This window comes from Pseudomonas sp. MS01C9 (assembly GCF_058202755.1).
The window spans coordinates 2134598-2160353 of sequence record NZ_CM177073.1 but is presented as its reverse complement, the minus strand read 5'-3'; the positions used below and the strand labels follow the sequence as shown (position 1 = coordinate 2160353).

Genomic DNA, 25756 nt, shown 5'->3' with positions numbered 1-25756 from the left:
ATGTCCACTAATTTGTCACTCGTTGCCATAGGGTTCTCGGGCGGCTACACCTAATCTGCCGACTATCTCCTTGTCTCGCGTGCCCGGGTCGCGTCATGAATTTCATTCTGTATGCCGTGCCGTTCTTCTTCGTCCTGATAGCCGTCGAGCTGCTGGCCGACCGTTGGCGTGGCGTGAGCCACTACCGGGTCGCCGACGCGATCAACAGCCTGAGCACCGGCGTGCTGTCCACCACTACCGGCCTGCTGACCAAGGGCGTGGGATTGGTGACCTATGCCTTCGCCCTGGAGCATCTGGCCATTGTGCGGTTGCCTGCCGACCAGACCTGGGTCTGGGTGCTGGCCTTCGTGTTCTACGATTTCTGCTACTACTGGCTGCACCGCATGGGGCATGAACGCAATATCCTCTGGGCCGCTCATTCTGTGCATCACCAGAGCGAGGACTACAACCTCTCCACCGCCTTGCGCCAGACCAGCACGGGCTTTGCGTTGAGTTGGATTTTCTACTTGCCGCTGGCGGTGCTGGGCGTGCCGCTGGTGGTGTTCGTCAGCGTCGCGGCGTTGAATCTGCTGTATCAGTTCTGGGTTCATACCCAGCACATTCCCAAGCTCGGCTGGCTGGAGTGGTGCTTCGTTACGCCGTCCAATCATCGTGCCCACCATGCGCAGAACCTTCTCTATATGGATCGCAACTACGGAGGGGTGTTCATTATTTGGGACCGTCTGTTCGGCACCTTCCAGGAAGAAGACGATAACGAGCCGGTGATCTTTGGCGTGACCACGCCGCTGGCGAGCTGGAATCCGCTGTGGGCCAACCTGCAGTTCTACGCACAATTGTGGACGGATGCTCGGCGGGCAGAGCATGGGTGGGACAAGCTGCGCATCTGGTTCATGCCCACAGGCTGGAGGCCGGCGGACGTCGCGGCCAGGTACCCGCTGAACAAGCCGGACCTGAGCCGTTTCCGCAAGTTCGACGTACCGCTGGACAGGCGCCAGCAGTGGTATGTGGCGCTGCAGTTCTGTGTCTACATAGCGCTGGGCAGTTATCTGATGAACCTGGAGAACAGCCTGCCGGTCGCCGCCCTGGTGCTGGGCTGGGGGACGGTTGCGTTCGGGATCTTCGTGTTGGGCGTGGCCCTGGAGGATCGGCCGTGGGCGCGGCGGCTGGAACTGTTGCGCCTGGCTTCGAACCTGCCCCTGGTGTGGCTGGCGCCCTTGGTCGGATTATGGCCAGCCAGCCCGGTGGCTTGGGTCGGCTTGCTCTGCTACAGCCTGCTCAGCGGCATCGGCCTTTACTGCTGCCGCCATCGCCTCACTCGTTGGGCGTCGTAGGTTCGCCTGGCCTGGCTTGCTCCAGCCGCTCGGCTTCGAGGGTCTTGCGAGCCAGGCGTGCATTCTTGATACGGCGTCGCAACCACAGGCACAGGCCCAGCACCAGCAGTGCGCCAAGTACCCACAATTCATATTTCTTGATGCTGCCCAGCATGCCTTCGAGGACCGCGCCGAAGTGATAAGCGGCGGCGGCCAGCGCCGTGGCCCAGATGGCTGCGCCAATGCCGTTGAGCAAGAGGTAGCGGCCCGGCGGATAGCCCGAGAGGCCGATGGCCACCGGCATGACCGTACGCAGCCCGTAGACGAAGCGGAAGCTCAGGACCCAGATGTCCGGATGCCGACGAATGTGCTCCAGGGCACGATCACCCATCAGTTGCCAGCGAGGCTTGCGCGCCAATAGCTTGCGACCATGCTTGCGACCCAGGAAGTACCACAGCTGGTCGCCCGCGTAGCTGCCGCAGAACGCCACGACGACCACCAGGTTGATGTCCATGTAGCCACGGAACGCCAGGAAGCCTGCGAGCACCAGGATGGTTTCACCTTCGAAGAACGTGCCGATGAACAGGGCCAGGTAGCCGAAGTCATTGAGAAATTGTTGGAGCATTGTCTGGGTGCTGGCGAAATGAACGCGCAGCCTAACCCTTCAGACACATTCAGGAAAGTATCGAAATGTGTCTCGACGTGAACAATTCCTACAACGACAATAACTGCGACGACAGGTCACAGTTGCGCAAGTGCTGCTCCTGGGTCGCAATGTTCCTGCTGAGGCGATTGGATCCGGTTGCCAGGCAAGGTGCTGCGCCCGGTCATGGTCCGCCATGACGGGAGACGGCGACCGGCCTGCCCGCAAAGCCGCCGCAGCAGCCCTGTGGTTCAAATGCAACACTTCTGTAATGTGTTCGTCATAATGACCGCTTATAACTGTCACGCTCGCCCGTCTGCGCGGGCTCAGGAGTCTGCCGTGAGCTTTACCCCCGCCAACCGTCTGTTCCCTGCCACCCGCCTGCGTCGCAATCGCCGCGATGAGTTCTCTCGTCGGTTGGTGCGTGAAAACGTTCTGACCACCAACGACCTGATCCTGCCGGTGTTCGTACTGGATGGGGAGAACCGCCGTGAGGAAGTGGCATCGATGCCCGGCGTGGAACGCCTGACCATCGACCTGCTGCTGGAAGAGGCCGCCAACTGGGTGGAGCTGGGCATTCCAGCGCTGGCGTTGTTTCCGGTGACGCCACCGGGGCTCAAGTCCCTGGATGCCGCCGAAGCCTGGAACCCGGAGGGTATCGCCCAACGCGCGACCCGTGCCTTGCGCGAGCGTTTCCCTGAACTGGGGGTGATCACCGACGTGGCGCTGGACCCGTTCACCACCCACGGGCAGGACGGCATCCTCGATGAAGACGGTTACGTGCAGAACGATATCACTGTCGATGCGCTGGTCAGGCAGGCGCTGTCCCACGCCGAGGCGGGTGCCCAGGTGGTGGCGCCGTCTGACATGATGGACGGTCGCATCCAGGCGATCCGCGAAGCCCTCGAGGTGGCCGGTCACGTCAACGTGCGCATCATGGCCTATTCGGCCAAGTACGCCAGCGCCTATTACGGCCCGTTCCGCGATGCGGTCGGCTCGGCCCTGAACCTGGGCAAGGCGAACAAGGCCTCCTACCAGATGGACCCGGCCAACAGCCAGGAAGCCCTGCACGAAGTGGCCGCCGACCTGTCGGAAGGGGCCGACATGGTCATGGTCAAGCCAGGCATGCCTTACCTCGACATTCTTTGCCGGGTGAAAGACGAATTCAAAGTCCCGACCTTTGTCTACCAGGTCAGCGGCGAATACGCCATGCACATGGCCGCCATCCAGAACGGCTGGCTGAGTGAAGGGGTGATCCTCGAATCATTGACCGCTTTCAAGCGCGCAGGGGCTGATGGCATCCTGACTTACTTCGCCGTGCGCGCCGCCCAATTGCTACGAGAGCAGAAATAGCCTCCCAGGAACTTGCGATGAATACCGAAGGACTCACTGAAGTTGCCGTAAAAGACGCTCAACCCGTGGTCGAGCAGGTCGCCGAAACGCCGCCGGAGCTGGACCCCGTTCCTGCGGTCGCCGCCGAGCCGGCTCCGACCCCGGCCCCGGCGATTGCGATCCCCAACCTGGATGACAGCAGCCTGTACATCCATCGTGAGCTGTCGCAACTGCAGTTCAACATCCGCGTGCTGGAACAGGCGCTGGACGAGTCCTATCCCTTGCTGGAGCGGCTGAAATTCCTGCTGATCTTCTCCAGCAACCTGGACGAGTTCTTCGAAATCCGTGTGGCCGGCCTGAAGAAGCAGATCACTTTCGCCCGCGAGCAGGCCGGCGCTGACGGTCTGCAGCCGCATCAGGCCCTGGCGCGCATCAGCGAGCTGGTCCACGGTCATGTCGACCGCCAGTACGCGATCCTCAACGACATCCTGTTGCCGGAGCTTGAAAAGCATCAGGTCCGCTTCATTCGTCGTCGCTACTGGACCACCAAGCTCAAGACCTGGGTGCGCCGTTATTTCCGCGATGAGATCGCCCCGATCATCACGCCGATCGGCCTCGACCCGACGCACCCGTTCCCGTTGCTGGTCAACAAGAGCCTGAACTTCATCGTCGAGCTGGAGGGCATCGACGCCTTCGGTCGCGATTCCGGCCTGGCGATCATTCCCGCGCCGCGCCTGCTGCCGCGCATCATCCGCGTGCCGGAAGATGTCGGTGGTCCCGGCGACAATTATGTATTCCTGTCCTCGATGATCCATGCTCACGCCGATGACCTGTTCCAGGGCATGAAGGTCAAGGGCTGTTACCAGTTCCGCCTGACGCGTAACGCGGACCTGTCGGTGGATACCGAGGACGTCGAAGACCTGGCGCGCGCCCTGCGTGGCGAGTTGTTCTCCCGCCGCTATGGCGATGCAGTCCGCCTGGAAGTGGCCGACACCTGCCCCAAGCACCTGTCCGACTACCTGCTCAAGCAGTTCAACCTGCACGAGACCGAGCTGTATCAGGTCAATGGCCCGGTCAACCTGACCCGGCTGTTCAGCATTACCGGCCTGGACAGCCATCCGGAGCTGCAGTACTCGCCCTTCACACCGCAGATTCCGAAGCTGTTGCAAAACAGCGAGAACATTTTCAGCGTGATCAGCAAGCAGGACATCCTGCTGCTGCACCCGTTCGAGTCGTTTACACCCGTGGTCGACCTGCTGCGCCAGGCCGCCAAGGACCCTCACGTCCTGGCGGTGCGCCAGACTCTGTACCGCAGCGGTGCCAACTCGGAAATCGTCGATGCCCTGGTGGATGCGGCGCGCAACGGCAAGGAAGTCACGGCGGTGATCGAATTGCGGGCGCGTTTCGATGAAGAGTCCAACCTGCAGCTGGCCAGCCGTCTGCAAGCGGCCGGTGCGGTGGTGATCTACGGCGTGGTGGGTTTCAAGACCCACGCCAAGATGATGCTTATCCTGCGCCGTGAGGCCGGTGAGATCGTGCGTTACGCCCACCTGGGTACCGGCAACTACCACGCGGCTAACGCCCGCCTGTATACCGACTACAGCCTGCTGACCTCCGACGATGCCTTGTGCGAAGACGTGGGCAAGCTGTTCAGCCAGTTGATCGGCATGGGCAAGACCCTGCGCATGAAGAAGCTGCTGCATGCGCCGTTCACCCTGAAGAAGGGCATGCTCGACATGATCGCCCGGGAGACCCAGTTCGCCCTGGACGGCAAGCCGGCGCATATCATCGCCAAGTTCAACTCGCTGACCGATCCGAAAATCATCCGTGCGCTGTACAAGGCCAGCCAGTCAGGCGTGCGCATCGACCTGGTGGTGCGTGGCATGTGCTGCCTGCGACCGGGTATTCCGGGGGTTTCCCATAACATCCATGTGCGTTCGATCATCGGCCGCTTCCTGGAACACACGCGGGTGTTCTACTTCCTCAACGGCGGCGAGGAACAGATGTTCCTGTCCAGCGCCGACTGGATGGAGCGCAACCTCGACAAGCGCGTCGAGACCTGCTTCCCGGTGGAAGGCAAGAAACTGATCCTGCGAGTGAAGAAAGAGCTGGAAAGCTATCTCACCGACAATACCCACAGCTGGATCCTGCAATCGGATGGCCGGTACATCCGCAACACGCCGACCGGCAACCAGAACCCACGCAGCGCCCAGGCGACATTGCTGGAGCGCTTGAGCAGCCCGGTGCTGGCGGTTCGTTAAGGTCGGGGTGATGCAGTTCTGATGGTTAAGGGGTATCTGTGGCGAAGGATTCAGCGAAACGTCGCACCACCCCGCTGGGCTGCGAAGCAGCCCTGAAACCTGCCAGCCCGTTGTGTCAGGTTGATTACCTTCCAACTCTCTGGGGCCGCTTCGCGGCCCGGCGGGGCGGTGCGACGTTTCGCTAAATCCCCTCGCCACAATGGATCTGTGTTGTGGCGGGGCTCAGTGAATGTTCAGCACGATCCCGACCCGGGTCAGCCACTCGGCTTCCTGGGCGAAGTCGGCCTGGGTCAGTTGGTTTTCTTCCAGCCAGCCGTCGGGGAACATCACATCCAGTTGATCGCCATCGGCGCGCAGGGCGACCTGGGGCATTTCCTGGGTGCCGCGGATGTGGTGGAACAGGATCGCGAAACGCAACAGCACGCACAGGCGAATCAGCTTGATGCCGTCGTCGCCGAATTCGGCGAACTTGTCCTTGGGGATATTGCGCCGATGGCCGCGCACCAGCAGGGCGAGCATCTGCTGGTCTTCCCGGGAAAAGCCCGACAGGTCGGAATGCTCGATCAGGTAGGCGCCGTGCTTGTGGTAATGGTAGTGCGCGATGTCCAGCCCCACTTCGTGGACCTTGGCGGCCCAGCTGAGCAGCTCGCGCCAGATGCCATCGCCCAGGTTCCAGTCGTCGGCCACCTGGTCGAAGGCGTGCAGTGCCTTGCGCTCGACCCGCACGGCCTGTTCCTGATCGACGTGGTAACGCTCCATGAGCGAGCCCAGGGTGCGCTCGCGGACGTCCTCGTGATGGTGGCGGCCCAGCAGGTCATAGAGCACGCCTTCGCGCAGGGCACCTTCACAGTGGTCCATGCGCTGCAATTCGAGGGCATCGAAGATCGCTTCGAGAATCGCCAGGCCTGCCGGGAAGATCGCTCGGCGGTCGGGCTTGATGCCCTCGAAGTCGATCTTGTCCGACTCGCCCAGCTTGAACAGCCTGCGCTTGAGCCAGGCCAGGCCCTCGGCGTTCACTTCACCGTTGCCATGGCCGCCGGCCTTGAGCGCCAGGCCGATGGCGCGGATGGTGCCCGAGGAGCCGATGGCTTCGTCCCAGGTCAGGCGGTGCAGGGCGTGTTCGATGCTCATGATTTCCAGGCGCGCCGCCGTGTAGGCCTGGGCGTAGCGGGCCGGGGTGATCTTGCCGTCACGGAAATAACGCTGGGTGTAGCTGACGCACCCCATCTGCAGGCTTTCGCGCAGCAGCGGCTCGAAGCGTTGGCCGATGATGAATTCGGTACTGCCGCCGCCAATGTCCGCCACCAGTCGCTTGCCAGGGGTGTCGGCCAGGGTATGGGACACGCCGAGGTAGATCAGGCGGGCTTCTTCACGCCCGGAAATGACTTCCACCGGATGGCCGAGGATCTCTTCGGCACGGCGGATGAACTCGCCGCGATTGCGCGCCTCGCGCAGGGCGTTGGTGCCCACGATCCGCACCGCGCCCAAGGGCATGCCGTTGATCAGTTGGGCAAACCGCTTGAGGCAATCGAGCCCGCGCTGGATGGATTCTTCGCTCAGCTTGCGTTCTTCGTCGATGCCGGCGGCCAACTGGACCTTCTCGCCGAGCCGCTCAAGAATGCGGATTTCCCCGTTCTGGGCCTTGGCGACGACCATGTGGAAGCTGTTGGAGCCCAGGTCTATGGCGGCGATCAGGGACAGATTCTTGGCTTGGGATGGCGGCATGGTCAAAAGGTCTCGGTCGATAACCTTGCCATCCTGCCACGATCGCTCGCTTACGCCAACGCAAAGGCGACCGCTTCGCGGTCCGTCGCGAGCAGGCTCGCTCCCACACCTGTTTTGTCTCGCCTGCGCAATAGCCGGCAACCGTGAACCTGTGGGAGCGAGCCTGCTCGCGATGAGGCCAGAGCCGGCAGCGCAAATCTCAGGCCACAGGTTCGGCCGTCCCGATGAAATTGGCCAGCTCCGGTGTCTGCGGATTGGCGAACAGCACCTTGGGATCTCCCACCTCGTGCACCTTGCCCTGATGCATGAACACCAGCTTGTCCCCCACTTCGCGGGCGAAACGCATTTCGTGGGTGACCATGATCAGGGTCATGCCTTCCTTGGCCAGTTGCCGGACCACGCTGAGCACTTCGTTGACCAGTTCCGGGTCCAGGGCCGAGGTGATCTCGTCGCACAGCAACACCTTGGGAGACATCGCCAGGGCGCGGGCGATCGCGACCCGTTGCTGCTGGCCGCCGGAGAGGCGCTCAGGGAAGGCGTCGAATTTCTCGGCGAGCCCGACCCGATCCAGCATCTGTCGAGCCAGTTCGGTGGCCTTGGCCTTGGAGACTTTCTGTACCACCTGTGGGGCGAGCATCACGTTTTCGCCAACGGTCAGGTGCGGAAAAAGGTTGAACTGCTGGAACACCATCCCGACTTTCTGGCGCAGGCTGCGCAGGTCGGCACGGGCCGAGTCCAGGTACTCGCCGTCCACTTCGATGACGCCGTCGTTGATCGATTCCAGGCCATTGAGGGTGCGCAGCAAGGTGGATTTGCCCGAGCCACTGCGGCCGATGATCGCCACCACCTGGCCTTCCTCGACGCTCAGGTCGATGCCTTTGAGCACGTGATGATCGCCGTAGTATTTATGCAGGGCGGTAATTCTAAGCAGAGGCATGCAGTCTCCTTTCCAGGTAGCGCGCGCTGAGGGACAAGGGGTAGCAGAGCAGGAAGTATCCGAGAGCCACCAGGCCATACACCATGAAGGGCTCGAACGTGGCGTTGGCGAGCATGCCGCCGGTCTTGGTCAGTTCGGTGAAGCCAATGATCGAGGTGACCGCCGTGCCCTTGATCACTTGCACCGAGAAACCCACGGTCGGCGCCACGGCGATGCGCAGGGCCTGGGGCAGGATCACGTAGCGCAACTGCTCCAGCCGGTTCAGTGCCAGGCTCGAGGACGCTTCCCATTGACCGTTGGGGATGGCCTCGACACAGCCGCGCCAGATCTCTGCCAGATAAGCACTGGTGAACAGCGTCAGGGCAATGGCCGCGGCCATCCAGGGAGAAATCTCCACCCCGGCCAGGGCTACGCCGAAGAACACCAGGAACAGCTGCATCAGCAGCGGGGTGCCCTGGAACAACTCGATGTAGATGCGGGCGATGTTGAGGGGCAGGGCGTTTTTGGAGATGCGCAGCACCATCACCAGCAAGCCGATCACGCCGCCGCCGATAAACGCCACCAGCGACAGCGCCAGGGTCCATTGCAGGCCGGTGAGCAGGTTGCGCACCACGTCCCAGAAAGTGAAATCGCTCATGGGCGGCTCCCGGTGCTGCTTTTGTACAGGCAGCGGCGGCCCACCCAGTTGAGGAACTGGCGGATCAACAGCGCCATGCACAAGTAGATGAGCGTAGTCAGTGCATAGGTTTCGAACGCGCGGAAGTTGCGCGACTGAATGAAGTTGGCGGCAAAGCTCAACTCTTCGGTGGCGATCTGCGAACAGACCGCCGAGCCGAGCATCACGATGATGATCTGGCTGCTCAGGGCCGGCCAGACCTTGCCCAATGCTGGCAGCAGCACCACGTGGCGGAAGGCTTCGAAGCGGCTCATCGCCAGGGCTGCGGCCGCTTCCAGCTGGCCCCGCGGAATGGCCTGGATACCGGCGCGGATGATCTCGGTGGAGTAGGCGCCGAGGTTGATCACCATCGCCAGTACTGCCGCCTGCCATTCGGAAATCTGCAGGCCCAGGGACGGCAAGCCGAAGAAGATGAAAAACAACTGCACCAGGAACGGCGTGTTGCGGATCAATTCCACGTACACACCGAAGAACGCCGAGAATGGACGAATGTTCCAGGCCCGCACCACGGCCCCGACGATGCCCAGGCCAACCCCGAGCAGCGTGCCGATGGCCGTCAGTTCCAGGGTGAATAGCGCACCGCGCAGCAGCAGCTCGGTGTTTTGCACCACCGGCAGAAAATCGAACTGATAAGCCATGCTCAGCCTCTCAAGCGACGATCAGAGATCGGCCGGCAGCGGCTGTTTGAGCCAGGTCTGGGAATTCTTCTCCAGGCTGCCGTCGGTCTTGGCGGTGGCCAGGATCTGGTTGACCTTGTCCAGCAGCGCTGGCTCGTTCTTGTTTACGCCCACGTACACCGGCGAGTCCTTGAGTTTCACCTTCAGCGCCGGAACACGCTTGGGGTTGCGTTCGCTGATGGCGACCATCACCACGTTGCCGCTGGCGATCAGGTCCACCTGGCCGGCCAGGTAGGCGGCGATGGTCGAGTTGTTGTCTTCGAAGCGCTTGATGGTGGTGCCTTCGGGGGCGACCTTGGTCAACTCGATGTCTTCGATGGCGCCACGGGTGACGCTGATGGTCTTGCCCTTGAGGTCTTCCAGGCCATTGATGGCGGCTTCGGGCGGGCCGAACACAGCCAGGTAGAACGGCGCGTAGGCGCCGGAGAAGTCGATGACCTTTTCCCGTTCCGGGTTCTTGCCCAGGCTGGAGATCACCAGGTCGACCTTGCCGGTGGTCAGGAAAGGAATGCGGTTGGTGCTGTTGACCGGCGTCAGTTCGAGCTTGACCTTGAGCTGGTCGGCCAGCAGTTGCGCTGTATCGATGTCCAGGCCGCGGGGCTTCATGTCCGGACCTACCGAGCCGAATGGCGGAAAGTCCTGGGGAACCGCGACTTTGAGGGTGCCGCGCTTGACCACGTCTTCCAGGCCATCAGCGTGGGCGGGCAGCTGACAGAGCATCAGGCTGGCAAACAGGGCAGTGAGCAGGGCGCTGCAACGCTGGATCATGGCGAGTCTCCGGAATCGATGAGGTGATTTCTGGGTTTCGACAGAGCACGGGCCGTGCCAAAGCGATTCATGAGGTGCCAAAGCCACGGTTTTACAGGCGGCGCGCGGTCTTACTGGTCTGAACAGTTGCGCCGGGTTTTGCACCGTTATCGAGCGTTGGTGTTGGCCGCCGAACCCCGGCGGGGCACGACTTGCCGGGCACGACGAATAGTTTTACAACTAGCCGCTCCTTGGCCCGGTTCGTCGAAAAAAAACATGAATTCCATCTCTCGCGCCGTTCCTGAAGTGGCGTTGCAAGCCATCCGCAAACTGATTGCCGAACAGGGCATCGGGCCGGGCGATGCGCTGCCGTCGCAGCGCGACCTGGCCATGCAGCTGGGAGTGAGCCGGGCGTCGCTGCGCGAGGCACTTTCATCACTGAGCGCCCTGGGCATGATCAGCGTGCAACCGGGCAAAGGGGTGTTCGTGCAATCGCTGGTGGAGGTTTCGCGCAACGAGTCGACGCCGGGCTGGCCGTTCGCGGCCCAGGCTTCGCCCATGGATATCTTCCAGTTGCGTTATGCACTGGAAGGCTTCGCGGCCGGGATAGCGGCGGTGACGCTGACCCCTGGCGAGCTCGATGTGCTGGAGGACAATGTGGAGGCCATGCGCCGCGAATTGAAGTCCGGGCATTTCGACGCGGCGGCGCGGCTGGATTTCGAGTTCCATCGACGAATCCTGCTGGCCAGCGGCAACCAGGCGATGCTGAGCATCCTTACCGCCAGCGCCGAGATCTTCCTGGAGAGCCAGAAGCTACCGTTCATCCGGGCCGAGCGGGCGATGGAAACCTGGCAGGAGCATCGCAAGATCCTGCGCGCCCTGGCCCGCCGTGCATCGGGCCCCGCGCAAAAAGCCATGCAGGAACATGTACGTAACGCTGCGCTGCGCACTGGAATCGCCTTTGTGGCGCCCGCCGCTTCGTGAGCCGGGCGATACACGGTTGCATGCCTCGTCATAGCGAGACTCAATCAACTGCGGCTTCCTGAACCCGGGAAGGGCCGTTATGATGGGCCACGTTTTTTTGCTGATGACCCCGGAGATTTCCATGAGCAGCGATCTGATCAAACACGTTAGCGACGCTAGCTTCGAAGCTGATGTACTCAAGGCCGAAGGCGCAGTGCTGGTCGACTATTGGGCTGAGTGGTGCGGTCCGTGCAAGATGATCGCGCCGGTCCTGGACGAAATTGCCGAGACCTACAAGGACAAGCTGACCGTTGCCAAGCTGAACATCGATGAAAACCAGGAAACTCCCGCCAAACACGGCGTGCGTGGTATCCCGACCCTGATGCTGTTCAAGAACGGCAACGTCGAGGCCACCAAGGTCGGCGCACTGTCGAAGTCGCAATTGGCGGCTTTCATCGACGCCAACCTCTAAGCGCTGAATGCCGTTGTAAAAGCCCCGCCAATCGCGGGGCTTTTTCGTTCCCCGGGGCTAGACGCTCGTAAATCCAGGTGTTACATTCGGCCCCGCACTGGTTTCTCCAGTGCCCCCTGCAAGCCGTCGCCGACGCTCTCCTTTCGAATAAGTACGCGATCCTGTCGCCTTCTCCGCGGCGCGGCCTCATTAAGCCAAAAGCTTAATTTCCCCTCCATAAATGATTACGTCATTCCTATATGAATCTGACTGAACTCAAGCAAAAGCCGATTACCGAACTGCTCGAATTGGCCGAACAGATGGGCATAGAAAATATGGCCCGTTCGCGCAAGCAGGACGTGATTTTCTCCCTGCTCAAGAAGCACGCGAAGAGCGGCGAGGAAATCTCCGGTGATGGCGTGCTGGAGATTCTCCAGGACGGCTTCGGCTTTCTCCGTTCCGCGGACGCTTCCTACCTTGCCGGCCCGGACGATATCTACGTCTCGCCGAGCCAGATCCGTCGCTTCAACTTGCGCACCGGTGACACCATCGTTGGCAAGATTCGCCCTCCCAAGGAAGGCGAGCGTTACTTCGCACTGCTCAAGGTCGACACGATCAACTTCGATCGTCCGGAAAACGCGAAGAACAAGATCCTGTTCGAAAACCTGACCCCGCTGTTCCCGACGGTGCGCATGAAGATGGAGGCCGGCAACGGCTCCACCGAAGACCTCACCGGCCGTGTCATCGACCTGTGCGCCCCTATCGGCAAGGGCCAGCGTGGCCTGATCGTGGCGCCGCCGAAAGCGGGCAAGACGATCATGCTGCAGAACATCGCGGCCAACATCGCCCGTAACAATCCTGAAGTTCATCTGATCGTGCTGCTGATCGACGAGCGTCCTGAAGAAGTGACCGAGATGCAGCGCACCGTGCGCGGCGAAGTGGTCGCCTCGACCTTCGACGAGCCGCCGACCCGCCACGTGCAGGTAGCCGAAATGGTGATCGAGAAGGCCAAGCGCCTGGTCGAACACAAGAAGGACGTGGTGATCCTGCTGGACTCCATCACCCGCCTGGCCCGTGCCTACAACACCGTGATCCCGAGCTCCGGCAAGGTGCTGACCGGTGGTGTCGATGCCCACGCCCTGGAAAAGCCCAAGCGCTTCTTCGGTGCCGCACGGAACATCGAGGAAGGCGGCTCGCTGACCATCATCGCCACCGCGCTGGTTGAAACCGGCTCGAAGATGGACGAAGTGATCTACGAGGAATTCAAGGGTACCGGCAACATGGAGCTGCCCCTGGACCGTCGTATCGCCGAGAAGCGTGTCTTCCCGGCCATCAACATCAACCGTTCCGGCACCCGTCGCGAAGAGTTGCTGACGGCCGACGACGAGCTGCAGCGCATGTGGATCCTGCGCAAGCTGCTGCATCCGATGGATGAAGTGGCAGCAATCGAGTTCCTGGTGGACAAGCTGAAAACCACCAAGACCAACGATGAGTTCTTCCTGTCGATGAAACGCAAGTAAATCGGGCAGGACAGGCAGTAGAAGCCGGGGAAACCCGGCTTTTTGCTATCTGTGCATTCACTATTCCGAACGGGCGGCGTTAAACTCGGGCCCCCGAACGCCACGGCCACCATGAGGCTTTTGCATGCAGTATCGCGATCTGCGCGACTTTATCAGCGGTCTGGAACAGCGCGGTGAACTCAAGCGCATCCAGGTGCCGGTGTCTCCCGTGCTCGAAATGACCGAGGTCTGCGACCGCACCCTGCGAGCCAAAGGCCCGGCGCTGTTGTTCGAAAACCCGACGGGCTTTGACATCCCGGTCCTGGGCAACCTGTTTGGCACACCGGAGCGAGTGGCCCTGGGCATGGGGGCCGAGGCCGTCAGCGAGTTGCGGGAAATCGGCAAGCTGCTGGCGTTTCTCAAGGAGCCCGAGCCGCCGAAGGGGCTGAAGGATGCCTGGTCCAAGCTGCCGATCTTCCGCAAGATCATTTCCATGGCACCGAAAGTCGTCAAGGACGCGATCTGCCAGGAAGTGGTGATCGAGGGCGACGATGTCGACCTGGCCATGCTGCCGGTGCAGACCTGTTGGCCGGGCGACGTGGGACCCTTGATCACCTGGGGCCTGACGGTTACCAAGGGGCCGAACAAGGAGCGCCAGAACCTGGGCATCTACCGCCAGCAGGTGATTGGTCGCAACAAGGTCATCATGCGCTGGCTGAGCCACCGCGGCGGTGCGCTGGACTATCGCGAGTGGTGCGAGAAACACCCCGGCCAGCCATTCCCGGTCTCGGTGGCCCTGGGGGCGGACCCGGCAACCATCCTCGGTGCTGTCACGCCCGTGCCGGACAGCCTCTCCGAATATGCCTTCGCCGGCCTGCTGCGGGGCAATCGTACCGAACTGGTGAAATGCCGCGGCAACGACCTGCAAGTCCCGGCCACCGCCGAGATCATCCTCGAAGGCGTGATCCACCCCGGCGAAATGGCGGACGAAGGACCATATGGCGATCACACCGGCTATTACAACGAAGTCGACAGCTTCCCGGTGTTCACCGTCGAGCGCATCACTCACCGGACCAAACCGATCTACCACAGCACCTACACGGGACGTCCACCGGATGAGCCGGCGATCCTCGGCGTGGCGCTGAACGAAGTGTTCGTGCCGATCCTGCAGAAGCAGTTTCCGGAAATCACCGACTTCTACCTGCCGCCGGAAGGTTGCTCGTATCGGATGGCCGTGGTGACCATGAAGAAGTCATATCCAGGGCATGCCAAGCGGGTGATGCTGGGGGTATGGTCGTTTCTACGACAGTTCATGTACACCAAGTTCGTTATCGTCACTGACGACGATATCAATGCACGGGACTGGAACGACGTGATCTGGGCCATCACCACGCGCATGGATCCCAAGCGCGATACGGTGATGATCGACAACACGCCCATCGACTACCTCGACTTCGCCTCGCCAGTGTCCGGCCTGGGGTCGAAGATGGGGCTCGATGCCACGCATAAATGGCCCGGTGAAACCACTCGTGAGTGGGGCCGGGTTATCGTCAAGGATGAAGCCGTTACCCAACGGATCGATGCCATCTGGAATCAGTTAGGAATAGATTGATGCGTGTAACCCTGCAGCCTTCCGGCGCGATACTTGAGATACAGCCCGCCGAGCGGATTCTCGATGGTGCGCGGCGCCTGGGCTATGAATGCCCGCAAAGCTGCCGCAACGGCAATTGCCATGTCTGTGGTGCGCTGCTGGTGGAAGGCCGCGTCCAGCAGGCTGGCGAAGTGCGCGATCACGGTGAGATTTTCACCTGCATCGCCGAGCCCCTGGAAGATTGCGTGGTGCTATGGGATGGGGTGCTGGCGCCGGGGGAGTTGCCGGTGCGCAACCTGGCCTGCCAGGTGGTCGAGTGCGTCGAGGTGGGCGGCGATGTCTGGCGGGTCAACCTGCGTGCGCCAGCGGGCAAGCCGCCGCGTTATCACGCCGGGCAATACCTGATGATCGAACGGGAGAACGGTGAGAAGTCGGCTTTCTCCCTGGCTTCGGCGCCGCATTCCGGACGAGACCTGCAACTGCACGTGCTGGTGCGTGAAAACAGTGCGCGAATGCTGCTTGAGCAGTTGCGTCGCAACCCCAGCGTGCGCGTCGAAATGCCGTTTGGCGACACTCACTTGTCCGAATTGCCGGAGGGTCCGCTGGTGCTGATTGCCGCCGGGACCGGCATGGCGCAGATGCACAGCCTGATCGAGCATTGCCGCGCAGCAGGTTTCAACCACCCGGTCCATCTGTACTGGGGCGTGCGCCGTCCGGAGGATTTCTACGAAATCGAGCATTGGGACGAGTGGAAGAAGCTTGCGAATCTGTTCCTGCACAAAGTCGTCAGCGACGTGTGTGGCTGGGAAGGACGCTGTGGGATGCTCCACGAAGCGGTGTGCCAGGACATTGACGATCTCTGCGGTGTGCATGTCTACGCCAGCGGTTCGCCGGCCATGATCTATGCCACTCTCGATGCACTGGTCGAAGCCGGAATGGACGCCCACCAAATGCGCGCCGATGTGTTCGCCTATGCGCCGCGGGCTTGAGTCTCGCGCATTGATCCAGACCCAGGATCTGCTTTTGTGACGAGGGGATTGATCCTGTTGCGAAGGGATTTATCCCCGTTGGGCTGCGCAGCAGCCCCCCTTACAAGACCCCCGCATTAAGCCGGCCTACCGGGTTGACTGCTTTCAGGAGCTGCTGCCTAGCCCGGCAGCCCCTCTCCAAAGATATATATCTGCACATATGCCCATTCGATATTTAGCTCATGAGCCAGATGCCGTTAAGGTATATGCCATCGCCCCATCATTCATGGCATTCAATTTGCGTCGCTTCGCTCAGACGTCAGCCCCCTGACGCGCGACGGTCCACTTCCAACCCGCGAGGAGCCAACCGCTACCGGCCATGACCGCTATCGAATCCGCCATCCCCTGTGTCCCGTACCCACCGCGGCTCGACCTGGGGCCACAGCTGACTGGCGAGCAATTGCTCGCTTCGATGCAATCGACCATGCGCCTGCACCAAGGTGGCCCGGTCTGGTTGTTCGCCTACGGTTCGTTGATCTGGCGGCCGGAGTGCACAGCGGTGGAGCGGGTGCGCGGGCGAGTCCATGGTTATCATCGCGGCCTGTATCTATGGTCCCATGAACACCGTGGCACGCCGGAGTTGCCGGGGCTGGTGTTCGGGCTGGACCGCGGCGGTTCGTGCAGCGGTTTCGCTTATCGGTTGCCGCAAGAGAACCTCGAGGACTCGCTGTTTGCCTTATGGCAGCGCGAGATGCCCTTCCCGTCGTATCGGCCCCACTGGCTCAGTTGCCGCCTCGAAAATGGCAACCGGGTGCAGGCGCTGGGATTCGTACTGGAGCGACACCTGCCCAGCTATGCCGGCAACGTGCCGGACCATGTGCTGAACCAGGTGTTCGAAAGTGCGTGTGGGCGTTATGGCACGACCCGCGATTACGTCGAGCAGACCATCCAGGCCCTGCGTAGCCACGCCATGCCAGACCGGAATCTGGAGGCGCGGCTCAAGCGCTGCGGGTCAGTGCGCGATCAGGCCGTCACTTCTCGGCTCTGACTGGCGACTTGCTTGTGCCCCAGGGTGGGCGCGAGGAAGGCCATTGCCAGCAGGCAGGCGCCGACCAGCAGGACAAAACCGCCGTTCCAGCCGAAATGGTCCACGGTATAGCCCATGGCGGCACTGGCCGCGACCGAGCCGCCCAAGTAGCCAAACAGACCGGTGAAGCCGGCAGCGGTGCCAGCGGCTTTCTTCGGTGCCAGCTCCAGCGCCTGCAGGCCGATCAGCATGACCGGGCCATAGATCAGGAAGCCAATGGATACCAGGGCGATCATGTCGACGGTCGGGTTGCCCGCCGGGTTCAGCCAGTACACCAGCGTCGCCACGGTCACCAGCGCCATGAACACCATGCCTGTCAGGCCACGGTTGCCACGGAAGATCTTGTCCGACATCCAGCCGCACAGCAGCGTGCCCGGAATACCTGCCCACTCGTAGAAGAAATACGCCCAGGAGCTCTTGTCCACCGTGAAACCCTTGGCTTCCTTGAGGTAGGTGGGCGCCCAGTCCAGCACACCGTAGCGCAGCAGGTAGACGAACACGTTGGCCAAGGCGATGTACCACAGCATCTTGTTGCGCAGCACGTACTTGACGAAGATTTCCTTGGTGCTGAATTCGTTCTCGTGGCTGGCGTCGTAACCTTCCGGGTAATCGTCCTTGTATTTCTCGATGGGCGGCAGGCCCACCGATTGCGGGGTGTCGCGCATGGTCGCGAAGGCGAACAGCGCAACCATCAGCGCTACGGCCGCCGGGACATAGAACGCAGCGTGCCAGTCATTGAACCAGCCCATTCCCAGCAGGAACAGTGGACCGATCAGACCGCCGCCGACGTTATGCGCAACGTTCCACACCGACACCACGCCACCGCGTTCCTTCTGGGACCACCAGTGCACCATGGTCCGGCCACTGGGCGGCCACCCCATGCCCTGGGCCCAGCCGTTGATGAACAGCAGGATGAACATCATGGTCACGCTGGACGTCGCCCAAGGTGCGAAACCGAAAATAAACATCACCCCCGCAGAGACCAGCAGGCCGAATGGCAGGAAGTAGCGTGGGTTGGAACGGTCGGACACCAGGCCCATGAGGAACTTGGATAATCCATAGGCAATGGCGATGGCCGACATGGCCACGCCCAGCTGACCGCGGGTATAGCCTTCGTCGATCAGGTACGGCATGGCCAGGGAAAAGTTCTTGCGCAGCAGGTAGTAGCCGGCGTAGCCAATGAAGATGCCAGCGAAGATCTGCCAGCGAAGGCGTCGGTAGGTGCTGTCTATTTTTTCTTCAGGCAGAGGTGCCTGATGAGTGGCGGGACGAAAGAAAGCAAACATTCAAGGGCTCCAGATTCTTGTTATGACTGCGGATGCGAATGTTACAGTTTCGTTACCGAAAATAGCATTGCTTCTCATCGCTTAAATAGCAAAAACTTCCCGCAACGAATGTTCTTAAATGAACATGTCGCTCAGATATAAACAGATGGCGTTGTAGGAGATGTCGGCGCAGACCGTTTAGGCGTGATCCGATATCACGCCGCAAAGCTGCTTGAGGAAGGGGGGAGGGGAAAAAGCTCGTCCAGGGCGGCCTGCGCAAATCCGGCCAGGACCGCCCTGGTGCATTCAACGCACTTGCACGACCACCTTGCCAACGGCCTTTCGCTGGCCCAGGTCATTGATGGCCTGGGCGGCCTGGCTCAGGGGGTACACCTGGGAAACCAGCGGCTTGAGCTTGCCTTCGGCGAACCAGCCGAACAGCTGCCGGAAGTTGGCGGCGTTGTCCTGGGGCTGGCGCTGGGCGAAGGAGCCCCAGAACACCCCTACCACGGCGGCGCCCTTGAGCAACGCCAGGTTCACCGGCAACTCGGGGATGCGACCGCTGGCGAACCCCACCACCAGCAGTCGGCCATTCCAGGCGATGGCGCGAATGGCCTGGTCGAACAGGTCCCCACCCACCGGGTCGTAGATCACATCGGCGCCCTGGCCGTCGGTGAGGCGCTTGATTTCATCCTTCAGGCTCGTTTCGCTGTAGTCGATCAATTCGTCGGCGCCCGCGGCCTTGGCCACGGCGAGTTTTTCCGCGCTGCTGGCGGCGGCAATCACCCGGGCGCCCATGGCCTTGCCGATCTCCACCGCGGCCAGGCCGACGCCGCCGGAGGCGCCCAGCACCAGCAGGGTTTCGCCGGGTTGCAGGTTGGCTCGCTGCTTGAGGGCGTGCATCGAGGTGCCGTAGGTCATGCTGAATGCCGCGGCGGTGTTGAAGTCCATGGACGATGGAATGGGCAGGACGTTATAGCCCGGCACCGCGACCTGTTCGGCAAAGCTGCCCCAGCCGGTCAGCGCCATGACCCGGTCGCCGACTTTCAAGTGGCTGACCTTTTCGCCCACTTCACGGATGACTCCCGCCGCTTCGCCGCCGGGCGAGAAAGGGAAGGGAGGCTTGAACTGATACTTGCCCTCGATGATCAGCGTGTCAGGGAAATTCACCCCGGCGGCATGCACATCCAGCAACACTTCGTTCTTTTTCGCGACAGGGCTGGCGACTTCTTCCAGCACCAGCGATTCGGCGGGGCCGAATTCTTTGCACAGCACGGCTTTCATCAGGGCTATTCCTTTGGGAGTGTTGGCCGATAAGTGTAGGTGTGAGAGTCAATGGGTCAACGAGCATGCCCTGCCCTGATAGCCGGCCATAAGCTTGTGCTTGAGCGGCGGGGCGGTATGCTGGGCCGCAAACCGGATGAGGAGTCGAATGTGAAAGCGTGGATCATGTTGATGCTGGCCCTGTCGCTGCCTGTGATGGCGACGGCCGAAGAGGCCAAGGAGGCCAAGGAAGGCGAGGCGCCGAAGGTCAGTTACATCACCCTTAGCCCGCCTTTCGTGGGCAACTATGGCCTGGACGGTACGGCGAAGCTCAAGGTCTACAAGGCCGACGTGGCCCTGCGCGTCACGGGCGATGCCGCGGCGGCGGCGGTGAAGGCCAACGAGCCGCTGATCCGTAACCAGCTGGTTGCGCTGTTCGCCCAGCAGACCAGCGAGACGATGAACAACCTTGAAGCCAAGGAAAAGTTGCGTCAGGAAGCGTTGAAGCAGACCCAGCAGGTCATGAACGACGAGACAGGCAAGCCGATGGTGGATGACCTGCTCTTCAACAACCTGATCATCCAGTAGGTCGCTGCATCGCAGCCTTGAGGCACGCGCCGAGAATCGCGCGCGTGGCTCAAGGCCGCATCAAGAGGCCAGGCTCTTGCGGAACCGCCCCAGCGCGATCGCGAAGAACAGCAGCCCGATGGCCGCCAGCGCCAGCAGGTCCGGCCACACCACATCGACGCCAGCGTCACGGAACAGGATCGCCGCCCCCAGGCTGACGAAATGGGTGGATGGCGAGCCCTGCATCACCCACTGCAGCCATTGCGGCATGCTGTCCAGCGGCGTACTGCCGCCGGATAGCAGCAGCATCGGGATAATGACGGGAATCGACAGCAGCCCGAACTGTGGCGTGGAGCGAGCCAGGGTAGCCAGAAAAATACCCAGCGCGGTGCTGGCGAACAGGTAGAGGGCAGTCACTGCCAGGAAGAGTGGCAGGGAGCCGGCGAGGGGCACCCCCAGTGCGAACTTGACGACGACTTCCAGTGAGATCCAGGTACACAGGACCACCACCAGCATATTGCTGCAGATTTTCGCCAGCATGATCTCCAGCGCCGTCAATGGCAGCACCAGCAGGTGATCGAGGGTTCCGTGCTCGCGTTCGCGCAGCAGCGCAGTGCCCGTCAGGATGATGGCCAGGATCGTGATGTTATTGACGATCTGGATCACGGCCAGGAACCAGCCGCCTTCCAGGTTGGGGTTGAACAGTGACCGGGTGGCCAGCTTCACGGGCGTTCGCTCAGCCGCTTGCGCCTGGCCGCTGTAGCTCATCAATTCCTGCTGGAAAATCCGCCCGATGTAGCCAGCCCCCATGAAGGCCTGGCTCATGGCCGTGGCATCGACGTTCAGTTGCAGCGCCGGCTCGCGGCCGGCCAGCAGGTCGGTCTGGAAATTGGCGGGCACGTCGATGACAAACGTGTAGCGGCCACTGTCCATGACCTTGTCCAGCTCCCCATAGGGTAGCGCCACCGGTGTCTGGAACTCTGGTGGCTGCAGCGCCTGGGCCAGTTGGCGGGAGAGGTGGCTCTGATCCTCATCCACCACCGCCACGCTGGCGTTGTGAACGCCGATGACTGAACCTGCGGCCGGCATGTAGATGGCCACGGTGAAGGCGTAGACCAGGAACAGCAGCAGGACCGAGTCATATCTCAGGCTGGTCAATTCCTTGAATCCGAGGCGCCAGATGTGTGAAAGCGTATGCATCAGGCCTCCTGCTTCTTCAGCATGAGCAGGCTAAGCCCGGTGAATCCCAGGAAAAAGCCGCACAAGGCCAGGCATTGCGGCCACAGCTGGCGCAGGTCCAGGGCCTTGGTGAAGGTGCCGACAGCAATGTCCAGGAAGTAGCCGGCGGGAAACAACTGGCCCATCAGCGCCGCGGAGCCTTCCAGGGACGAGCGCGGCACGATCAGCCCGGAGAACTGGATGGTCGGCAGGCTGGTGATGATCATGGTGCCGAGGATCGCCGCGATCTGGGTGCGGGTGAATGCCGAGATCAGCATCCCCATGCTGGTAGTCGCCAGCACGTAGAGCAGGCCGCCCAATGCCAGTGCCAGGCCACTGCCCTTGAACGGCACGCCGAACAACCAGCGATTCATCGCCGTCAGCAAGGCCAGGTTGATCAGGCTGACAACCAGATAGGGCGCCTGTTTGCCCAGGAGGAACTCCAGGCGGGTCAGTGGTGTGGCGTAGAAGTTGGTAATCGAACCGAGCTCCTTTTCCCGGACGATGCCCAGCGCTGTCAACATGGCCGGGATGAAGGCCAGGATCAGCGCCATGACCCCTGGGCCAATGGCATTCACGCTGACCACGTCCTGGTTGTAGCGAAACCGGGTCTGCAGCTTCGCCCCGGCCTGTGGGTTCAGCGCCGGGCTGCTCTGTTCGGCCAGCTGCTCGAGATTGGCTTGATGCACGGCCTGGACGTAGTTACGGCTGGTTTCGGCGCGAAACGGCATGCCTCCGTCCAGCCAGGCGCCGACGGTGGGCTGCCGGCCGGCATACAGGTCACGTCCGAAGCCGGGCGGGATCTCCAGGGCCAGCTTGATTTCCGAGCGTTGCAGGCGTCGATGCAGCTCATCGGCGTCCCGGATGGCCGGTTGCTCCTTGAAGTAGCGTGAGCTGCGAAAAGCTTCCAGGTAGGCGCGGCTCTGCGGGCTCTGATCCTGGTCGAACACGGCGAATGCGAGGTTTTCCACATCCAGGGAAATGCCGTAGCCGAAGATCACCATCATGAACAGCGCCCCGAGCAAGGCGAATGCCATGCGGACCTTGTCCCGCAGCAGTTCCTTGCCCTCCCGGCTGGCGACGGCCAGCAACCGACCGAGGCTCAGGCCATGCCGGTCTCGCGGGGCCTCGCTGCTGTCGAGGGTTACCGGGGGAGTGCCTGACTGGGTCTGACCCTGGGCCTGCTCCAGACAAGTGACGAACGCGGCCTCCAGGGTCTGGCCGTTGAATTGTGCCTGCAGGGCTTGCGGCGTATCGCAAGCCAGCACCTTGCCGGCGTGCATCAGCGAAATGCGGTCGCAACGCTGGGCTTCGTTCATGAAGTGCGTGGAGAGGAAAATCGTCACGCCTTGTTCGCGAGACAGCTCGATCAGCAATCGCCAGAAGTCGTCCCGCGCCGCCGGGTCGACGCCTGATGTCGGTTCGTCCAGGATCAGGACTTCCGGACGGTGCAGCACCGCCACCGCCAGTGACAAGCGTTGGCGCAGGCCCAGGGGCAGGGCGCCGGAAGGCTGGTCGGCGTGGTCCCGCAGCTTGAAGCGCTCGATCAGTTCTTCGATGCGGCTGCCACTTTCGGCCTTGGGCAGGTCGAACAGCCTGGCGTGCAGGGCCAGATTCTGGCGCACGCTCAATTCGCCATACAGTGAAAAGCTCTGAGACATGAAACCTACCCGTTTGCGGGTGGCGAGGTCCCTGGCATCGACCGGGTTGCCCAGCAGCCGGGCGCTGCCTTCGCTGGCGGGCATGAGCCCGGTCAGCACTTTCATGGTGGTGGTCTTGCCGCAACCGTTGGAGCCCAGGAAGCCGAAGATCTCCCCGCGTCCAATCGCGAAGCTGACCTTGTCGACTGCCGTGAAGTCGCCGAAGCGCAAGGTGAGGTCGTGAGCCTCGATGGCGATGTCGGCGGTGTCGCTGTTCCTGGGCGGAATCGCCAACGGCTCGGTGTCGCGGCTGCTGTCGCCCTGGAAATGGGTAAACGCCGAGTCGAGCTTGCCGGTGGGTGTGACCGCCGCCAATTCCTTGCTCAATCCCTCGGCCAGCAAGCGACCGTTGTCGAGCATCAGGCAGTGCTCGAACTGCTCGGCCTCTTCCATATAGGCCGTGGCGACCAGCAGGGTCAGTTGCGGCCGTTGTCGGCGTACATCCTCTACCAGTTCCCAGAAGCGGCGCCGGGACAGCGGATCCACGCCAGTGGTGGGTTCGTCGAGAATCAGCAGGTCCGGTTCGTGGATCAGGGCGCAACACAGGCCCAGTTTCTGTTTCATGCCGCCGGACAGCTTGCCCGCCGGGCGGTCGGCAAAGCCCTGCAGATCGGTCGCCAGCAGCAGTTTGCCCATGCGCTGTTCGCACTCGCCCCGGGATAACCCGAACAGCGTGCCGAAGAACCGGACGTTCTCGCGTATCGACAAGTCCGGGTAAAGATTGCCTCCCAGCCCTTGAGGCATGAAGGCGATGCGACGATAGAGGGTGTTGCGATGGCGCCGCTCCTCGATCGAGGCGCCCAGTACCTCCAACCGACCCTGCTGGAGCTTCTTCACGCCGGCAATCAGCCCCAGCAGGCTCGACTTGCCTGCCCCGTCCGGGCCGATCAGGCCGCAACGGGTGCCGGCGGGCAGGCTGAAGGCGATGTCGCTCAGGGCGACATGCGGGCCGTAGCGGTGCTCGAGGCCTGAGGCGTGCAGTGCCAGCTCGCCGCCGCTGGCGTTCATTGCAGGTTGGCCGGCCAATCGACGGGGGCCGTGCGCACGTAGCCGGCGCCGGGCATGCCGGGCTTGGCCTGGGGAACTTCGCCCGGCCGGGTCAGGCGTATCTTGACCCGAAATACCAGTTTCTGGCGTTCGTCGCGGGTTTCGACTTCCTTGGGAGTGAACTGGGATTTGGCCGCCACGAAGCTGACCGTCGCCGGCAGCGGTCGCTCGGGCAGGGCGTCGAGCAACAGCCGCGCCTCGTCCCCCACGGTCAGCTTACCGGCCACCGACGCCGGCAGATAAAGGTTCATGTACTGGTCGTTCGGATCGATCATCAGTAGCACCCGTCCGCCTGCGCCCAACACTTCGCCGGGTTCGGCCAGGCGCAGCTGGATCACGCCGTCGATGGGCGCGCGCAGGCTGCTGTCGTCTATTTCGCTGGTCAGTTGGGCGACCTGGGCCAGGCTCGCACCGATGGCGGCGACGGCCGCCGATACCTGGGCCCGGGCCGCGTTGACGGCGGCGTTGGCGGTATCGAAGCGGGCTTGCTGCTGGTCGATGGTCTGTTCGCTGGCGTAGCCGCGCTTGAACAGTTCCTGGGTTCGCTTGAGCTCCTGGTGGGCGAGCAGTTGCTCGCTGTGTCGCAGTTGCACGTTGGCCTCGGTGGCCGCCAGGTTCTCCCGGGCCCGCGTCACTTCGGCCTCGGCCTGGTTGCGCTGGGCCTCGAGGGTCCGGGTGTCCATGCGCGCCAGCAACTGGCCCTTGACCACATGGTCGCCTTCATCGACATGGACTTGCGCCAGCCGGCCCGGGGTTTTGCTGGCGATCTGGACTTCGGTGGCCTCGAGGCGACCGTTGCCCATGCTCAGACCCTCCGGCAGGCGATCCTGCCGGGATTTCCAATAGCCGAATCCACCGGCGGCCAGCAACACCGCCATCAGGGCGAAGACAAAAAAGCGAGAGAGGTGAGGGGGCGTCGACATGTCCGGCATCCTGCGGCTGTAGCGCTGCAGTCTAGCTGCACAATCCTGGGTCGAGCTTGATATCCATCAACTCATGACCTGTCAGCGCAGCGCTATGATCGCTGCCCACTGCTCGGGCGTCACCGGCATGACCGACAGGCGCGAGCCTTTGTGCACCAGTGGCATCTCGGCCAGGGCGCTCTGCTGCTTGAGCAAGTCCAGCTTCAGAACGCGGGGGAATGTCTCGACATGGCCCACGTCCAGCGCGCTCCAGGGGTTCTTGTCCGGACCGGCCTTCGGGTCGAAGTAAGGACTATCGGGTTCCAGGGCCGTAGGGTCGGGATAGGCGGCCTTGACGATTTTTCCGATACCGGCGATTCCGGGTTCGGGGCAGCTGGAGTGGTAAAAGAAAAAGGTGTCGCCCTGGGCCATGGCCCGCAGGAAGTTGCGTGCCTGGTAATTGCGCACGCCATCCCAGCGTGCCTGGCCGAGCTGCTCCAGGCCTCGGATGGACAGTTCGTCGGGCTCGGATTTCATCAGCCAATGGGCCATGGTTTCTACTCCTGGAGACAGGGTTTGAAAAAAGTTCTACGATTTTATGACAAACCGACAGTCGGTTGACGCCAGTGTTTGCGTGTCGGTTCAGGTTGCCGCAAAATGCCGGCCTTCCAAGCTTGACGCTGCTGCACGGCCAATAAGAAAACCGCTGCTGTCATCGTGTGTGATATGCCTTGAGGGGGGCAATCGATGAAACGCAAACCGGATTTGTTGTGGATTCTGGTCATTCTGTTCGGCCTGGGTGTCGTGACCACGGGTTACGCCCAGAGTCTTTGGGCCAGCAAGACCGAAGCGCCGATGGATATCACCCAGCCCGCGCCGTCGCTTAAACGCTGAACCTGCCTTTCGGACGCCGCTGTCCAATGCGGC

At 62.1% G+C, this 25756-nt stretch carries 23 protein-coding genes; 11 read left to right on the top strand and 12 right to left on the bottom strand.

The annotated features are described in order from the left end of the window. The first annotated feature begins 95 nt into the window (after positions 1-95). On the top strand, positions 96-1331 hold the full coding sequence (locus AC1M7R_RS10015) for a sterol desaturase family protein (RefSeq protein ID WP_490610387.1): 1236 nt from the start codon (positions 96-98) through the stop codon (positions 1329-1331). Here AC1M7R_RS10015 and AC1M7R_RS10010 read toward each other — a convergent pair. Then, positions 1312-1935, bottom strand: a complete 624-nt coding sequence (locus AC1M7R_RS10010) for a DedA family protein (RefSeq protein WP_072390509.1) — start codon at positions 1933-1935, stop codon at positions 1312-1314. The genes AC1M7R_RS10015 and AC1M7R_RS10010 overlap by 20 nt on opposite strands. Before the next feature lie 357 nt (positions 1936-2292). Here AC1M7R_RS10010 and hemB point away from each other — a divergent pair, with 357 nt between their 5' ends. Beyond that, entirely contained in the window at positions 2293-3306 is a 1014-nt protein-coding gene (gene hemB, locus AC1M7R_RS10005) for a porphobilinogen synthase (protein WP_072390506.1), read from the top strand. A gap of 17 nt (positions 3307-3323) precedes the next feature. Beyond that, positions 3324-5546 carry a polyphosphate kinase 1 gene (gene ppk1 / locus AC1M7R_RS10000; RefSeq protein ID WP_072390503.1) on the top strand — a complete coding sequence of 741 codons (2223 nt, stop codon included), beginning with the start codon at positions 3324-3326 and terminating at the stop codon, positions 5544-5546. A 222-nt stretch (positions 5547-5768) separates the two neighbouring features. Here ppk1 and ppx read toward each other — a convergent pair whose 3' ends face one another. The 5 genes from ppx to AC1M7R_RS09975 form a co-directional block, all read right to left on the bottom strand. After that, the gene (gene ppx, locus AC1M7R_RS09995) at positions 5769-7271 is read right to left on the bottom strand and encodes an exopolyphosphatase (protein WP_072390500.1); all 1503 of its coding nucleotides are present in this window, start codon (positions 7269-7271) and stop codon (positions 5769-5771) included. A gap of 199 nt (positions 7272-7470) precedes the next feature. Further along, the gene (locus AC1M7R_RS09990; RefSeq protein WP_072430932.1) at positions 7471-8208 is read right to left on the bottom strand and encodes an amino acid ABC transporter ATP-binding protein; all 738 of its coding nucleotides are present in this window, start codon (positions 8206-8208) and stop codon (positions 7471-7473) included. Then, positions 8195-8845, bottom strand: coding sequence for an amino acid ABC transporter permease (locus AC1M7R_RS09985; protein ID WP_072390494.1), 651 nt, complete (start codon positions 8843-8845; stop codon positions 8195-8197). Before AC1M7R_RS09985 ends, AC1M7R_RS09990 begins: the two co-directional genes overlap by 14 nt. Further along, a complete protein-coding gene (locus AC1M7R_RS09980; protein WP_072430931.1) occupies positions 8842-9522 on the bottom strand; it encodes an amino acid ABC transporter permease in 681 nt (226 codons plus the stop codon). Before AC1M7R_RS09980 ends, AC1M7R_RS09985 begins: the two co-directional genes overlap by 4 nt. 21 nt (positions 9523-9543) lie before the next feature. After that, entirely contained in the window at positions 9544-10329 is a 786-nt protein-coding gene (locus AC1M7R_RS09975; RefSeq protein WP_072390488.1) for a transporter substrate-binding domain-containing protein, read from the bottom strand. A gap of 255 nt (positions 10330-10584) precedes the next feature. Here AC1M7R_RS09975 and AC1M7R_RS09970 point away from each other — a divergent pair, with 255 nt between their 5' ends. From AC1M7R_RS09970 to AC1M7R_RS09945, 6 genes are all read left to right on the top strand, one after another. After that, a complete protein-coding gene (locus AC1M7R_RS09970; protein WP_072390485.1) occupies positions 10585-11292 on the top strand; it encodes a FadR/GntR family transcriptional regulator in 708 nt (235 codons plus the stop codon). 121 nt (positions 11293-11413) lie between these two features. Continuing rightward, positions 11414-11743, top strand: coding sequence for a thioredoxin TrxA (gene trxA, locus AC1M7R_RS09965; RefSeq protein WP_072390882.1), 330 nt, complete (start codon positions 11414-11416; stop codon positions 11741-11743). A gap of 239 nt (positions 11744-11982) precedes the next feature. Next, positions 11983-13242 (top strand): transcription termination factor Rho, encoded by a 1260-nt coding sequence (gene rho, locus AC1M7R_RS09960; protein ID WP_003206716.1) that lies wholly within the window; start codon positions 11983-11985, stop codon positions 13240-13242. Between the two features lie 124 nt (positions 13243-13366). Continuing rightward, positions 13367-14833, top strand: coding sequence for a 4-hydroxy-3-polyprenylbenzoate decarboxylase (ubiD, locus tag AC1M7R_RS09955; protein WP_072390482.1), 1467 nt, complete (start codon positions 13367-13369; stop codon positions 14831-14833). Then, positions 14833-15801, top strand: a complete 969-nt coding sequence (locus AC1M7R_RS09950) for a CDP-6-deoxy-delta-3,4-glucoseen reductase (protein WP_072390479.1) — start codon at positions 14833-14835, stop codon at positions 15799-15801. Before ubiD ends, AC1M7R_RS09950 begins: the two co-directional genes overlap by 1 nt. A 358-nt stretch (positions 15802-16159) precedes the next feature. Further along, on the top strand, positions 16160-16828 hold the full coding sequence (locus AC1M7R_RS09945) for a gamma-glutamylcyclotransferase (protein ID WP_072430928.1): 669 nt from the start codon (positions 16160-16162) through the stop codon (positions 16826-16828). On the opposite strand, the gene glpT is transcribed toward AC1M7R_RS09945, so the two are convergent. Beyond that, positions 16804-18153: a glycerol-3-phosphate transporter gene (glpT, locus tag AC1M7R_RS09940; protein ID WP_072390475.1), complete on the bottom strand. Its 1350-nt coding sequence runs from the start codon at positions 18151-18153 to the stop codon at positions 16804-16806. The genes AC1M7R_RS09945 and glpT overlap by 25 nt on opposite strands. A 285-nt stretch (positions 18154-18438) precedes the next feature. Then, positions 18439-19416 carry an NADPH:quinone oxidoreductase family protein gene (locus AC1M7R_RS09935; RefSeq protein WP_072390472.1) on the bottom strand — a complete coding sequence of 326 codons (978 nt, stop codon included), beginning with the start codon at positions 19414-19416 and terminating at the stop codon, positions 18439-18441. A 150-nt stretch (positions 19417-19566) separates the two neighbouring features. Between AC1M7R_RS09935 and AC1M7R_RS09930 the strand changes: the two genes are divergently transcribed. Continuing rightward, on the top strand, positions 19567-19983 hold the full coding sequence (locus tag AC1M7R_RS09930) for a flagellar basal body-associated protein FliL (protein WP_072390879.1): 417 nt from the start codon (positions 19567-19569) through the stop codon (positions 19981-19983). 60 nt (positions 19984-20043) lie between these two features. Here the strand turns inward: AC1M7R_RS09930 and AC1M7R_RS09925 are convergent, their stop codons facing one another. The 4 genes from AC1M7R_RS09925 to AC1M7R_RS09910 form a co-directional block, all read right to left on the bottom strand. Continuing rightward, entirely contained in the window at positions 20044-21162 is a 1119-nt protein-coding gene (locus tag AC1M7R_RS09925) for an ABC transporter permease (protein WP_490610386.1), read from the bottom strand. Further along, positions 21162-23888 (bottom strand): ribosome-associated ATPase/putative transporter RbbA, encoded by a 2727-nt coding sequence (gene rbbA / locus AC1M7R_RS09920; RefSeq protein WP_490610385.1) that lies wholly within the window; start codon positions 23886-23888, stop codon positions 21162-21164. The genes AC1M7R_RS09925 and rbbA overlap by 1 nt, the downstream gene beginning before the upstream one ends. Then, positions 23885-24850 (bottom strand): HlyD family secretion protein, encoded by a 966-nt coding sequence (locus tag AC1M7R_RS09915; RefSeq protein ID WP_371919345.1) that lies wholly within the window; start codon positions 24848-24850, stop codon positions 23885-23887. The genes rbbA and AC1M7R_RS09915 overlap by 4 nt, the downstream gene beginning before the upstream one ends. 81 nt (positions 24851-24931) lie before the next feature. Further along, entirely contained in the window at positions 24932-25381 is a 450-nt protein-coding gene (locus AC1M7R_RS09910) for an EVE domain-containing protein (protein ID WP_072390460.1), read from the bottom strand. Between the two features lie 195 nt (positions 25382-25576). On the opposite strand from AC1M7R_RS09910, the gene AC1M7R_RS09905 reads away from it, so the two are divergent. Further along, a complete protein-coding gene (locus tag AC1M7R_RS09905; protein ID WP_092179885.1) occupies positions 25577-25723 on the top strand; it encodes a hypothetical protein in 147 nt (48 codons plus the stop codon). Positions 25724-25756 lie beyond the last annotated feature (33 nt).